Below are 13,148 nucleotides of genomic sequence, written 5' to 3' on the forward strand. Positions count from 1 at the left end.
GAGCCTTGAGGCATGGCCCCCTCCGCTCCCGGCACCCCGGACCGGCCGCCGGACCCGCCCCCGCCCCCTCCGGCGGACACGGGAACGGCCGGGCCCGGCCGGGGCGCGCCCGGGCCCGGCGTCCGGCTGTCCTCCGCGCGCGGCCGGTGGATCCTGCTGACCACCGTGCTCGGCTCCACGATGGCCCTGCTGGACTCGACCGTGGTCAACGTGGCCCTCCCCCGCATCGGCGAGGACCTGGGCGCCGACATGGCCGCCCTGCAGTGGACGGTCAACGCCTACCTGCTCACCCTGGCCGGGCTGATCCTGGTCGGCGGAGCCCTCGGCGACCGGTACGGGCGTCGCCGGATCTTCGTCCTCGGCGTGGTGTGGTTCGCGGCCGGATCCCTGCTGTGCGGGCTGGCCCCGAACACCGGCGTCCTGATCGCCGCCCGGGCCCTGCAGGGCATCGGCGGGGCGCTGCTGACCCCCGGCTCGCTGGCGATCATCCAGGGCTCCCTGCACCCGGACGACCGGGGCCGAGCGGTGGGCCTGTGGTCGGGTCTGGGCGGGGTGGGCGCGGCCGTGGGCCCGTTCCTGGGCGGGTGGCTGGTGGACGGTCCGGGCTGGCGCTGGGTGTTCCTGCTGAACGTGCCGCTGGCCGCGGTGTGCGTGCCGGTCGCCCTGCGCCACGTACCGGAGACCCGCGATCCGCAGGCCACCGGCAGGTTCGACGTGGCGGGCGCGGTCCTGGGCGCGGCCTCGCTCGGGCTGGTGACGTACGCCCTGATCGAGGCGAACGACGCCTCGGGCCCGGTGATCGGCGCGGCGGTCGCCGGAGTACTGCTGGGCGTGGCGTTCGTCGTGGTCGAGCGGCGGCGGGCGGAGCCCATGCTGCCGCCGGAGATCTTCCGCTCCCGGCAGTTCACCGCCGTCAACCTGGTCACGCTGGCCGTCTACGCCGCCCTCGGCGGGTTCTTCTTCCTGTCGGTCCTCCAGCTGCAGGTGGTCTCCGGCTACTCGGCACTGGAGGCCGGGGCGTCCCTGCTGCCGGTCACCGTGATCATGCTGCTGCTGTCGGCCCGGTCGGGCGAGCTCGCGGAGCGGATCGGTCCGCGGATCCCGCTGACCGTGGGGCCGCTGGTGTCGGCGGCGGGGATGCTGCTGATGGTGCGGGCCGGCCCGGACGCCTCGTACCTCACCGACGTCCTGCCGGCGATGACCGTGCTGGGCCTGGGCCTGGTGGCCCTGGTGGCCCCGCTGACCTCCGCGGTGCTGGCCTCGGTGGATCCGGGGCGGGCCGGGCTGGCCAGCGGGATCAACAACGCGGCCGCGCGGGCCGCCGGACTGCTGGCGGTCGCGGCCCTGCCGCTGCTGTCCGGCATGGGTCCCGAGGCGTACCGCTCGCCGCCCGAGTTCGACGCCGCGTTCGCGCGGGCCATGGCGTGGTGCGCGGGACTGCTGGTCCTGGGCGCGGTGCTGGCCTGGGCGACCGTACGGCGGCCCGATCCGGGGGCGGTCCATCCGCAGTGCCACACCCAGTGCGGGGTGGGCGCGCCCACCCTGGAACCGCCGCAGGCGGAACACTGATCACGCCCGTACGGTGGGAGGGGACGGTCCGGAGGGGTTGTCCGCGGAGGTGGCCATGACCGACCGGGAGACCGTGGAGGTCCGTGAACTGCTGCGCAGAGCGGTGACCCGCAATGACGCGGCCGCCATGCGGGAGGCCGTGGACCGGCTGTACGGCAACGCCCCCGAGGGGCTCTCGGCCGCCGCCGAGTACGAGCTCCGGCACCCGGACTACGTGATGGAGATGCCGCAGTCGGGCGAGCGGATCCGCGGCCGGGAGGCGATGCGGCGGATGCAGGAGACCTATCCCGTGCCGCCGTCGGTCACCGTGCGCCGGCTGACGGGATCGGGCCGGGTGTGGGTGCTGGAGACGGTCAACGACTACGCGGGCGAGATCTGGCACGCGGCGGCGGTCCTGGAGCTCGACCAGGAGGGGCGGATCCTGCGGGACACCCGGTACTTCGGGAGGCCGTTGCCGCCGGAGCCGTCCCGGGCGGCGCTGGTGGAGCCGATCGACTGACGGCGCATTTCTTCCGGCGGCCCACCGGTTCCGGCAGCTCACGGGTGCCGGCAGCTCACCCGTTCCGGCGGCTCACTGGTTCTGGCCGCCGAGGACGAAGAGCAGGTAGACGAAGAAGGCGAAGAGGTGGCCGACGAACAGGTAGGCGATCAGCCGGATCACCAGGCCGCGCGGGAACTTCGTCTCGCTGTGCTCGGACATGGGAACTCCTTCGGTCCAGGTGCGGTGCGGGTTCGGGGGCGGGTCAGGGGCGGGCTTGGCCGCCGGTGCCGCCGAGGCACAGCCCGGCGAGGCTGCTCTGCAGCAGGGTGTGGACGAACAGCAGGTCGGCGCCGCCGCCCGTGGCGGCCCCGATCCGGTGCGGGGTGAGCGAGTCGAAGTGCGCGCTGTCCCCCGGTTCCAGCAGGTACTCGGCGTCCCCCAGGTGCAGCCGGAGCCGCCCCTTGAGCACGTGGAGCCACTCCTCCCCCGGATGGACGCGGACCAGTTCGCCCTGGTCGCGGGCGTGCGGGACGTGCACGCGCAGCGCCTGCATGCCCCGGCCGGACCCGCCGGCCTGCCAGTACGTCCAGCCGTCGGCCTCGCGGGCGCCCGGACCGCCTGCCCGTACGATGGGATCGGCGACCGCGGTGCTCTCCCCCAGCAGCTCCGACACGGTGGTGCCGTAGGTGCGGGCGAGGGCCAGCAGGAGCGGCAGCGAAGGCTGACGCCGGCCGGTCTCCAGGCGGGACAGGTGGGCCGGGGAGAGACCGGCCCTGGAGGCCGCGGCCTCCAGGGTCAGACCGGCGCGGCGGCGCAGGTCCCGCAGGTGCGGGGCGACGTCGGGCAGCAGGTCGGGCCCCTGGTCGGTGCTCATGACCCGATTGAGCCAGAAAGTTACCCGAGAGGCAATCCGCTTTGCCTCTGAGGCAAAATCGCCAGGCCGGAGATCAGGGTCAGGGCTGTCCGGTGCCGAGCACCGTGTCGATCGTGTCCGCCTCGGCGGCCCGCTTGTCCGGGCGGTGCCGGAGGACCCGGGCGAACCGCAGCGCGACCCCGGCCGGGTAGCGCGGGGAGCGCTGCAGGCCGTCGTAGGCGATCTCCACGACCAGTTCGGGCCGGACCCGCACGGTGAACCCGTCGTCCCCGGTGGCCAGTTCGCGCAGCCGCCCGGTCTGCCAGCGCAGCATGGCGTCGGTCAGGCCCTTGAAGGTCTTGCCGAGCATCACGAAGGTCCCGTCGGGCGCCCGCGCGCCCAGGTGCAGGTTGGACAGCAGTCCGGTGCGCCGCCCGTGGCCCCACTCGGCGGCCAGCACCACCAGGTCCAGGGTGCGCACCGGCTTCACCTTGAGCCAGAGCCTGCCGCGCCGGCCCGCCGCGTACACGGAGTCCAGGGCCTTGACCATCACGCCCTCGTGGCCCCGGCGCAGCGTCTCGGCCCAGAACGCCTCGGCCTCCGCGATCCTGCCCACCGGGTCCTCGACGACCAGGCGGCGGACCAGCGCCCCGGGTGGCACCAGGCGGACCAGGGCGGCGTACCGCTCCCGCACCGGGAGGTCCAGCAGCACCCGGTCCTCGGTGGCCAGGACGTCGAAGAAGAACGGCCGGACGGGCAGGGCGGCCCGCGCCGCCGCCACGTCCACCCGTGAGCCGACCCGGCTCGCCACCTCCTGGAAGGGCACCGGGCGGCCGTCCGCGCCGAGCCCGATCACCTCCCCGTCCAGGATGAAGCACGCCTCCGGGAGATCCCGGGCCAGCTCCGCCACCTCCGGCAGCCGGTCGGTGATCTCGTCCAGGGACCGGGTGTACACGCGCACCGTGTCGCCGTCCCGGTGGACCTGTACGCGGATGCCGTCGAGCTTCTCCTCCACGCTGCACGGGCCCAGGGCGGCGAGGGCCTCCGCCACGGACCCGGCGCTGCCCGCCAGCATCGGCTGCACCGGGCGGCCCACCCGGAGCCCGACCCGGGCCAGCGCCTGCGCCCCGCCGGCCAGGGCGGCCGCGGCCACCCGGGGCAGCGAGCCCTCCAGCATCACCGCCCGCCGCAGTTCGGCGGCCGGCACCCCGGCCGCCCGGGCCGCGCCCTCCAGCGCGACGGCGTCCAGGGCGCCCTGCCGGACCTCGCCGGAGAGCAGGCCGCGCAGGAACCGCTGTTCACCGGCGGTGGCCGCGCCGAGCAGGGCGTCCACGATGCGCTGCCGTTCGGCCTGCGCGCCCGGCCCGGCCACCCCGGCGAGCGCGGTGACGGCAGCGTCCACCTCGGGCACGGTCAGGGCGGGCCGGTCCGCCGGGGCCACGTCCCGGGCCAGCGCGCGCCAGCCGATGCCGGGCCGGCCCTGCGGGAGCCGGCCTGCCAGCCAGGAGACCACCACGGCGGCCTCCTCGGCGGGGGCGGCGGCGAACAGCTCCGCGAGGAGGGCGACCTTGCGCGACCGGGCGGGGGTCTCGGCGACCTCCCGGGACACGCGGGCGACCTCGGCCAGCAGCATGCCGCCATCGTCCCGCCCCCGTACGGCCCGCGCAGGTCGGGCGCGTACCGCGGGTGCGGTACGCGGGGTGGCCCGGCGTACGCCTGGAGGAGGTGCGGGAGTTCCGTCTGCGGTTGCTCCGGCCGGCGTGTCCGCCGCCGTAGGGTTCCCGTATGAAGCTCCGACTGCCCCGGCGCCGCCGCCACCGCCTGCTCGCCGGTGCCGCCGCGTTCGCCGTCCTCGCGGGGGCCGGCACCTGGACCGCGACGGCCGCGGCGGACGACCCGCCCGCCGTGCACCGGCAGGACCGGGTCCTGGACATGCCCGGCGCCCGGATCGACACCTCCTGGTTCACGGCCGGCCCGGCGGGACGGCGGCCCGCGGTGCTGCTCGCGCACGGTTTCGGCGGCTCCAAGGACGACGTGCGCGCGCAGGCGGAGCGGCTGGCGCGCGACGGGTACGCCGTACTGACCTGGTCCGCCCGCGGGTTCGGGCGCTCGGGCGGGCAGATCGGCCTGAACGACCCCGAGTTCGAGGTGAAGGACGTCTCCCGGCTGATCGACTGGCTGGCGGCCCGCCCCGAGGTGTCCCTGGACGCGAAGGGCGATCCGCGCGTCGGCATCGCCGGTGCCTCCTACGGCGGGGCGGTCGCGCTGCTCGCCGCCGGGCACGATCCCCGGGTGGACGCGATCGCCCCGCAGATCACCTACTGGAACCTCGCGGACGCGCTCTTCCCGAACGGGGTGTTCAAGAAGCTGTGGGCCGGGGTGTTCTTCACCACCGGCTCGGCCGGCGGGCTCGGCTCGGCCGGCGGGCTCGGCTCGGCCGGCGGGCTCGGATCCGCGGGCGCGCCGGCCACCGCCGGGCCCGCGGCCGGACCTGCTGCCGGTCCCGGCGTCACGCCGGGCGGTCCGGCGGGCGGCTGCGGCCGGTTCCAGCCCGTCCTGTGCGCGATGTACGAGCGGGTGGCCGTGGCCGGCCGGCCCGACCCGGAGGCCCGCGCCCTGCTGGAGGCCCGCAGCCCCTCGGCGGTCGGCGGCCGGATCAGGGTGCCCACCCTGATCGTGCAGGGGCAGACCGACTCGCTGTTCCCGCTGGACCAGTCCGACGCGATGGCGCGGGCGATCACCGCGAACGGCGCCCCGGTCGCGGTCGACTGGGCGGCCGGCGGCCACGACGGCGGCATGCGGGACGGCTCCCGGGTGGAGGCGCGGACGGCCGCCTGGTTCGACCGCCACCTCAAGGGCGACACCTCCGCCGCGACCGGCCCGGCCTTCCAGGTCACCCGGACCGGCGGCATCGACACCACCAACGGGAACGTGCAGGTCCGCCAGGCCACGGCCGGCAGCTACCCCGGGCTGCGGTCCGCGCCCCGCGCGATCGCCCTGGCCGGACCGGAGCAGGGCTTCGCGAACCCGGCCGGCGGCGCCCCGCCCGCACTGTCCGCCCTGCCCGGAATCGGCGGGCAGCTCGCCGCCCTCGGGACCGGCTTCTCCGTGGACTTCCCCGGCCAGTACGCCCGCTTCGACTCGGCGCCGCTGGACGGCGCGCTGCGGATCACCGGGACCCCTACCGTCAGGCTCCACGTGAGGTCGACGGCGGCGGACGGCTCGGCCGTGCTGTTCGGGAAGGTGTACGACGTCGGCCCGGACGGGCGGCAGCAGGTGCTGCCCGGTCAGCTGGTGGCCCCGGTCCGGGTGGAGAACGCCGGTGCCGGCACGGACGTCGACGTGGTCCTGCCGGCCGTCGACCACGGGCTGGAGGCCGGGCACCGGCTGCGGCTGGTGCTGGCCTCCACCGACCTCGGCTACGCCACCCCGGCGGCCCCGGCGGCGTACACGGTGGCCCTGCGGGGGCCGCTGTCGGTACCCGTCGCGGACGGCGTGCGCACGGCCGCCGCGGCGCTGCCCGCCTGGACCTGGGGGCTGCCGGCCGGCGCGGCCGTGCTGGCCGCCGTCCTGCTGACGGTGCGCCGCCGGCGGACGCCCGGCGGAGCCCCGGCGGCGGCGCGGCCGGAACCGGCCCTGGCCGGCGTACCGCTGGAGATCACCGGACTGACCAAGCGGTACGCGAAGGCGAAGGACCGGTACGCGGTGCGCGACCTGTCCTTCCGGGTGGAGAAGGGCCAGGTGCTGGGGCTGCTCGGGCCCAACGGGGCCGGCAAGACCACCACCCTGCGCATGCTGATGGGGCTGATCACGCCGGACGCCGGGGAGATCCGGGTGTTCGGGCACCCGGTGCGGCCGGGGTCTCCGGTGCTCTCGCGGGTCGGTGCGTTCGTGGAGGGCGCCGGCTTCCTGCCGCACCTGTCGGGCCGGGCGAACCTGGAGCTGTACTGGCGGGCGACCGGCCGTCCGGCCGGGGACTCGCACATGGCGGAGGCCCTGGAGATCGCCGGGCTGGGCGACGCGCTGGAGCGGGCGGTGCGGACGTACTCGCAGGGCATGCGGCAGCGGCTGGCGATCGCCCAGGCCATGCTGGGCCTGCCGGACCTGCTGATCCTCGACGAGCCGACGAACGGCCTGGACCCGCCGCAGATCAGGGAGATGCGGGACGTGATGATCCGCTACGCCGCCGACGGCCGGACCGTGATCGTCTCCAGCCACCTCCTGTCGGAGGTCGAACAGTCCTGTACGCACCTGGTCGTCATGGACCGGGGCCGGCTGGTGCAGGCGGGCCCGGTGGCCGAGATCACCGGCGGCGGCGACACCCTGCTGGTGACCCTGGCGGAACGGGTGCCGCGGACGACCGTGGAGAAGGTGGCGGCGCTGGAGGGAGTGGGTTCGGTGGTCGGCTCCGAGGACGGTCTCGGTCTGCTGGTACGGCTGGACGGCGCGGGCGCGGGCGAGCTGATCGCCGAGCTGGTGCGGCTGGAGGTGCCGGTGACCGGGGTGGGTCCGCACCGGCGGCTGGAGGACGCGTTCCTGACCCTGATCGGAGGTGCGGCATGAGCACGGTGGAGGCGGCGCCGGGATACCGGGCGCGGCACACGCTGCCGTTGCGGGTGGAGGCGCTGCGCCAGTGGCGGCGGCGCCGGACGCTGGTGATGGGCGGGGTGCTCGCCGCCCTCCCCTTCGTCATGATCATCGCCTTCGCGGTGGGCGGCGAGCCGGGGCGCGACGGGGGCGGCGACCGGATCAGCCTGATCGACACGGCCACCGCCTCGGCGGCGAACTTCACGGTGACCTGCCTGTTCGTCTCCGCGGGGTTCCTGCTCGTCGTGCCCGTGGCCCTGTTCTGCGGGGACACGGTGGCCTCGGAGGCGAGCTGGTCCTCGCTGCGCTACCTGCTGGCGTCGCCGGTACCGAGGGCGAGGCTGCTGTGGAGCAAGCTGGCGGTGGCGCTGGGGTTCTCGCTGGCGGCGATCGTGCTGCTGCCGGCGGTGGCGCTGGCGGCGGGCACGGTGGCGTACGGCTGGGGCCCGCTGGAACTGCCGGCGGGCGGCGAACTCCCGGCCGGGGACGCGCTGTCCCGGCTGGCGGTGGCGGTGGCGTTCGTCTTCGTGTCCCAGCTGGTGACCGCCGGGCTGGCGTTCTGGCTGTCGACGCGTACGGACGCGCCGCTGGGCGCGGTCGGCGGGGCGGTCGGCCTGTTGATCGTGGGGAACGTCCTGGACGCGGTGACCGCGCTGGGCGACTGGCGGGAGTTCCTGCCGGCGCACTGGCAGTTCTCGTGGCTGGACGCCTTGCAGCCGCAGCTGGAGTGGGGCGGGATGGCGAAGGGGGCGGCCGTGTCGGTCTCCTACGCGATCGTGCTGCTCGCCCTCGCCTTCCGCGGCTTCGCCCGCAAGGACATCGTGTCCTAGCGTCACCTCCGCCGAGGTGCGGGCAGGCGCTCCGCCGAGGTGTGGGCCGGCCTCCGCCGAGGTGTGGGCAGGCGTTCCGCAGGGCGGAACGGGTGGGCACACCGGAACGCCGCCCGACGGGCTTGCTCCCGCCCCACCGAAGCCCTGGCTCGGCTCCGCCGAAGCCGCCCCCTCGGGCAGCGCACCGGCTCCGCCGGACCCGGCACGGCACGGGAGCGGAGCTCCGCCCCTGAGCGGGTCCGACCCCGATTTGCGGGGTCGGGGTCAAGGCACACGCTGCGCGGCCGGCGCGGGCCGGTGTGCCGTGTGCCCACCCGTGCCGCCCTGCGGCACGCCTGCCCACACGGCGCGGGGTCACGGCCGCCAAGCCCACACGGCGCGGGGTCACGGCCGCCAAGCCCACACGGCGGCGGCGTCACGGCCGTCAAGCCCAGCACGGCCGAGGCGACGGCCGGCAGCCGCGCGGCGGGGTTGGGCCCTCAGGCCCGCGCGGTGGCGGCCGCGCGGAGGAGGGCCGCCGTCTCCGGGTGCGGGCCGCGGAGGGCCCAGTCGAGCGGGGTCAGGCCCGTGCCGGCGTCCTCTCGGAGGGTGGGGTCCGCACCGTGGGCGAGGAGTTCCCGGACAGCGTCCGTGTGGCCCCAGCACGCCGCCGCGCACAGCGGCGTCCCCTCCGAGCCGATGCCCCCGCTCTCCGCGTCCGGCGGGGCGCCGGCCGCCAGCAGCAGCCGGACGGAGGCGGCGGCGCCGTGGACGGAGGCCGCGTACAGCGGGGTGATGCCCCCGGCGTCGGGCGCCACGGGGTCGGCCCCGGCCCGGAGAAGGGCCCGGACACGGCTCGTGTCGTCCCTCCAGACGGCGCCGAGCAGCGCCCGGGTCAGCTTCTTCTGCCGTCTGCGGTTCGTGCCTTCCCCTCCCCCGCGTACGGGCCGATGCGGCGGACCGGGGTGCCGGCCAGGAACGCCTCGATCGCCTCCACCGCCTGGCCGTAGTACGTCGCGTAGTTCGCGCGCGTGACGTAGCCGAGGTGGGGCGTGGCGAGCAGGCGCGGTGCCGTACGGACGGGGTGGTCCGGCGGGAGGGGTTCCACGTCGAAGACGTCGAGGCCCGCGCCCGCGATCCGGCCGGCGCGCAGCGCGTCGAGCAGGGCGTCCTGGTCGACGATGGCCGACCGCGAGGTGTTGACCAGGTAGGCGTCCGGCTTCATCAGGGCGAGTTCGGCGGCTCCGACGATCCCGCGGCTGCGTTCGCCCAGGGCGAGGTGGACGGAGACGAAGTCGCTGCCCGCCAGCAGTTCCTCCTTGGAGGCGGCCAGCCCGACGCCCACCTCCTCGGTGCGTTCCCGGGTGAGGTTCGGGCTCCAGGCCAGGACCTCCATGCCGAAGGCGAGGCCGATGCGGGCGACCCGGCTGCCGGTCTTCCCCAGTCCGAGCAGGCCGAGCCGCCGGCCGTGCAGGTCGGCTCCGACGGTGCTCTGCCACGGCCCGCCGGACCGCAGGGCACCCGCCTCCGCGACCAGCCCGCGGGCGAGGCCGAGCAGCAGGGCCCAGGTGAGTTCCACGGGCGGGGTGGGGGCGCTGGCGGTGCCGCACACGGTCACCCCGTTGCGGTGGGCCGCCTCGTAGTCGATGACCGAGTTCCGCATGCCACTGGCGACGAGCAGCCGCAGCCGCGGCAGGCGGTCGAGCAGGGCGGCCGGGAAGGGGACCCGTTCGCGGAGGGTGACCACGATGTCGAAGCCGGCCAGGCGTGCGGCCAGTTCGTCCTCGTCGGAGAGGTGGTCGTCGAAGGCGACCACCTCCACCCGGTCCGCGATCGCCGACCAGTCGGCGATCGTTCCGGCCGCCCCCTGGAAGTCGTCGAGGACGGCGCAGCGCAGCGGTCCGCCCTCCCGGCCGGCGCTCACGCGGGGACGCCGATGCCCGGGATCTCCTCGATCGCGGCGAGCAGTTCGGGCTCCAGCGGCCGGTCGGCGACGGCCGCGTTGGCGCGTACCTGCTCGGCGGAGGTGGCACCGGCGATGACGGAGGCGCAGCCGGGCCGGGCGGACAGCCAGCCGATGGCGAGCTCCAGCACCGTGCGGCCGGACTTCTCGGCGATCGAGGCGAGCGCTTCGACGACGTCCAGCCGCTGTTCGGTGAGGTAGGAGTCGCGCCCCTCCAGCCGGGAGCCGGCCGGGACCGGGGCACCACGCCGGATCTTGCCGGTGAGCAGGCCGTTGGCGAGCGGGAAGTAGGGCAGGACGCCGACGCCGTAGTGCAGGGCGGCCGGGACGAGTTCACGCTCGACGGAGCGCTCCAGCAGCGACCATTCGTTCTGGGCGGACACGAAGGGGACGCTGCCGGTCTCGCGGGCGACGTGCGCGGCCTCCGCGAGCTGCCAGCCGTTGAGGTTGGAGTGGCCGAGGTAGCGGACCTTGCCCTCGGCGACGAGTTCGGTGAGCGCGGCCAGGGTTTCGGCGATGGGGGTGGCCGGGTCGGGGCTGTGCAGCTGGAGCAGGTCGATGCGGTCGGTGTCCAGGCGGCGCAGGGACTCCTCGACGGCGCGCCGGACGTAGGCTCGGCCGCCCTTGGATCCGGCGGCCGGGCCGTAGCCCATGTCGGCGTCGTCGTAGCCGAACTTGGTGGCGAGGACGACCTCGTCGCGGCGGCCCTTGAGGGCTTGGCCGAGGTGTTCCTCGGAGGAGCCGCGCGGGCTGCCGTAGATGTCGGCGGTGTCGAGCAGGGTGATTCCCGCGTCGAGCGCGGCGTCGACGACGGTGCGGGTGGAGGCGGCGTCCAGTCGGGCACCGAAGTTGTTGCAGCCGAGGCCGACCGCGGAGACCAGCAGGCCCGAACTGCCAAGCGGGAGATAGCGCATGGGTACGTACCGCTCCTCGTGTGTGGGTGATCGACACGCTAGCCGCTGGGTTCGCGGTGTGTCAGGACGGCCCCGGCCGTCCGTCACCTCGCGTCGGCCACCTCGCGGCGGCCACCTCGCGGCCTTCGTCTCGCGGCGGGTCACCTCGCGGCTTTGATCTCGCGGCGGGTCACCTCGGTGGGTCACCTCGCCGCCTTCACCTCGCGGCCGGCGGCCTCCCCGCGGCCCGGCCGCCCGGGGCGGCCGCGAGGCGGGCCAGGTGTGCGCGGCCGCGGGCGAGGCGGCCGGGCAGTTCGGCGGCGTCGGGGTGCCAGCGCTTCTCGTACTCCCAGCAGAGCCACCCGTCGGCCGGTGTGCCGGCCACGGCCTCGGCGAGCGGCACCACTCCGTCGCCCAGGCCGATCGGGGTCAGTTCGGTCGCCGATGCCACGTCCTTGACCTGTACGTACCCCAGATGTGCGGCGAGGGCCCGCCGTGAGGCGTCCGGCTGCTCCCCGGCGAGCCAGGTGTGCAGGACGTCCCAGAGTGCGCCGACGGCCGGATGGCCGACCCGGTCCAGGACCCTGCCGGCGGCGGCTCCGGTGCGGTGCGAGTCGTGGGTCTCCAGCAGGATGCGGACGCCGTGGCGCTCGGCGAAGGGGGCCGCGGCGGTGAGCCGGCGCACCGCGTGCGTGTCGGCCTCGGGTTCGGGGAGGCGTCCGCCCCCGGGGAAGACGCGGACGAAGGGCGCCCCGAGGTCGGCGGCGAGGACGATCAGGGAGAGCAGTTCGGCGACGACGTGGTCGTCGTCCCCGGCCGCGGCCACCTTGGCGTAGCCGGCGACGGCCAGCACGGCGACCCCGGCGGCGGCAAAGGTCCGGACGGCGGCGGCCCGGTCGGCGTTCGGGGTGCCGGGGTGGAGCGGTTCCTCGGCGTGGGCGCGGAGTTCCACCCCGTCGAAGCCGTGCTCGGCGGCGAGGGCGGCTGCCTCGGCGATGCTGCTGCCGGGCAGACCGAGGGTGGAGAAGGCGTACTTCATGGCGTCGTGGTCGCTTCCTCGCGGGGGTGGGCGGCCGGGCCCCGCAGGACGTCCGACGGGCTCGGTGACCGTGACCAGTCTCTCCGAAGGCGGCGTGGAGTGCGGCAGCGACCTGCGGAGACCGGCCCGGCGGAATACCGGGAGCCGGCCCGCCGTCAGCCGGTTCCGGCCCCCAGGGTGAAGGTGTGGTCCGGGGTGGCGTGGTGGACCGGTCCGAGGAAGCGGCCCGCGGCGCGGGCCACGGCGTCCTCGGGGCGCGTGCCGCGGCCGACGTGCGTGACGATCAGGCGGGCGGCACCTGCGCCGCGGGCGGTGTCACCGGCCTGTTCGGGGGTGTGGTGGCCGTCGGGGATGCCGTCGGCCTCGCAGAGCAGGACCTCGCAGCCGGCGGCGAGTTCGGTCAGGGCCGGACAGGGTTCGCAGTCGCCGGAGTAGGCGAGGGAGGTGCCCGGTGCGTCGACGCGCAGCGCGAAGGCGGGCAGGCCGTGGACCACGGCCCGGCTGGTGAGGCGGAGCTGCCCGATGCGGGCGGTGTGGCCGTCGTGGAGTTCGTGCACGGCGAAGGCGGACTCGACCGGGCTGCGGTGCGGGCCGTTGGTCAGGAAGCCGGCGAGCCGGTCGGCGATGCCGGGCGGCCCGAACAGCGGGAGCGGTGCGGCGGGTTGGAGGTCGGCGTACAGCAGGGCGTAGTAGGCGGTGAGGAGGTCGGCGCAGTGGTCGGCGTGCAGGTGGGAGATCCAGACCGCGTCGATCTCGTCGAGCCGGGCGTACCGCTGGAGGGCGCCGAGGGTCCCGGTGCCGGCGTCGATCCACAGCCGGGTGCCCGCGTGTTCCAGGAGGTAGCCGGAGCAGGGGTTGTCCACGGTGGGGTACGGGGTGGCACTGCCCAGTACGGTGAGGTGGACGGGCACGGTGGGCGGCATCGGCGGACTCCGGTGTGATGGTCGGGGGCGG

12 protein-coding genes are annotated in these 13,148 nt (G+C 75.8%); 4 read left to right on the plus strand and 8 right to left on the minus strand.

Annotated elements, in window-relative coordinates; genetic code table 11:
- The first annotated feature begins 12 nt into the window (after positions 1–12).
- Together AB0O36_RS28280 and AB0O36_RS28285 are read left to right on the plus strand one after the other, a co-directional pair.
- Positions 13–1,569, plus strand: a complete 1,557-nt coding sequence (locus AB0O36_RS28280) for an MFS transporter (protein ID WP_365115075.1) — start codon at positions 13–15, stop codon at positions 1,567–1,569.
- Between the two features lie 55 nt (positions 1,570–1,624).
- Entirely contained in the window at positions 1,625–2,068 is a 444-nt protein-coding gene (locus tag AB0O36_RS28285) for a hypothetical protein (protein ID WP_365115077.1), read from the plus strand.
- A gap of 72 nt (positions 2,069–2,140) precedes the next feature.
- Here AB0O36_RS28285 and AB0O36_RS28290 read toward each other — a convergent pair whose 3' ends face one another.
- The 3 genes from AB0O36_RS28290 to AB0O36_RS28300 all read right to left on the minus strand — a co-directional run bounded on the left by AB0O36_RS28290 (position 2,141) and on the right by AB0O36_RS28300 (position 4,536).
- The gene (locus tag AB0O36_RS28290; RefSeq protein WP_365115079.1) at positions 2,141–2,269 is read right to left on the minus strand and encodes a DUF6126 family protein; all 129 of its coding nucleotides are present in this window, start codon (positions 2,267–2,269) and stop codon (positions 2,141–2,143) included.
- A 43-nt stretch (positions 2,270–2,312) separates the two neighbouring features.
- Entirely contained in the window at positions 2,313–2,924 is a 612-nt protein-coding gene (locus AB0O36_RS28295) for an XRE family transcriptional regulator (protein WP_365115080.1), read from the minus strand.
- Between the two features lie 79 nt (positions 2,925–3,003).
- On the minus strand, positions 3,004–4,536 hold the full coding sequence (locus AB0O36_RS28300; RefSeq protein WP_365115082.1) for an ATP-dependent DNA ligase: 1,533 nt from the start codon (positions 4,534–4,536) through the stop codon (positions 3,004–3,006).
- Positions 4,537–4,688: 152 nt separating this feature from the next.
- Here AB0O36_RS28300 and AB0O36_RS28305 point away from each other — a divergent pair, with 152 nt between their 5' ends.
- Together AB0O36_RS28305 and AB0O36_RS28310 are read left to right on the plus strand one after the other, a co-directional pair.
- Positions 4,689–7,466 carry an alpha/beta fold hydrolase gene (locus AB0O36_RS28305; protein WP_365115084.1) on the plus strand — a complete coding sequence of 926 codons (2,778 nt, stop codon included), beginning with the start codon at positions 4,689–4,691 and terminating at the stop codon, positions 7,464–7,466.
- On the plus strand, positions 7,463–8,320 hold the full coding sequence (locus tag AB0O36_RS28310) for an ABC transporter permease (RefSeq protein ID WP_365115086.1): 858 nt from the start codon (positions 7,463–7,465) through the stop codon (positions 8,318–8,320). The genes AB0O36_RS28305 and AB0O36_RS28310 overlap by 4 nt, the downstream gene beginning before the upstream one ends.
- A gap of 479 nt (positions 8,321–8,799) precedes the next feature.
- Here AB0O36_RS28310 and AB0O36_RS28315 read toward each other — a convergent pair whose 3' ends face one another.
- The 5 genes from AB0O36_RS28315 to AB0O36_RS28335 form a co-directional block, all read right to left on the minus strand.
- On the minus strand, positions 8,800–9,198 hold the full coding sequence (locus AB0O36_RS28315; RefSeq protein ID WP_365115133.1) for an ankyrin repeat domain-containing protein: 399 nt from the start codon (positions 9,196–9,198) through the stop codon (positions 8,800–8,802).
- The gene (locus AB0O36_RS28320) at positions 9,195–10,223 is read right to left on the minus strand and encodes a D-2-hydroxyacid dehydrogenase family protein (RefSeq protein WP_365115088.1); all 1,029 of its coding nucleotides are present in this window, start codon (positions 10,221–10,223) and stop codon (positions 9,195–9,197) included. The genes AB0O36_RS28315 and AB0O36_RS28320 overlap by 4 nt, the downstream gene beginning before the upstream one ends.
- Complete coding sequence (locus tag AB0O36_RS28325) at positions 10,220–11,176, minus strand: aldo/keto reductase (protein WP_365115089.1); 957 nt, start codon at positions 11,174–11,176, stop codon at positions 10,220–10,222. The genes AB0O36_RS28320 and AB0O36_RS28325 overlap by 4 nt, the downstream gene beginning before the upstream one ends.
- Positions 11,177–11,372: 196 nt before the next feature.
- Positions 11,373–12,194 (minus strand): sugar phosphate isomerase/epimerase family protein, encoded by an 822-nt coding sequence (locus tag AB0O36_RS28330; protein WP_365115091.1) that lies wholly within the window; start codon positions 12,192–12,194, stop codon positions 11,373–11,375.
- A gap of 155 nt (positions 12,195–12,349) precedes the next feature.
- Positions 12,350–13,117: an MBL fold metallo-hydrolase gene (locus AB0O36_RS28335; protein WP_365115093.1), complete on the minus strand. Its 768-nt coding sequence runs from the start codon at positions 13,115–13,117 to the stop codon at positions 12,350–12,352.
- Between the last annotated feature and the right edge of the window lie 31 nt (positions 13,118–13,148).

The sequence above is a fragment of the Streptomyces sp. NPDC089799 genome (assembly GCF_040684755.1).
Lineage (GTDB): Bacteria > Actinomycetota > Actinomycetes > Streptomycetales > Streptomycetaceae > Streptomyces.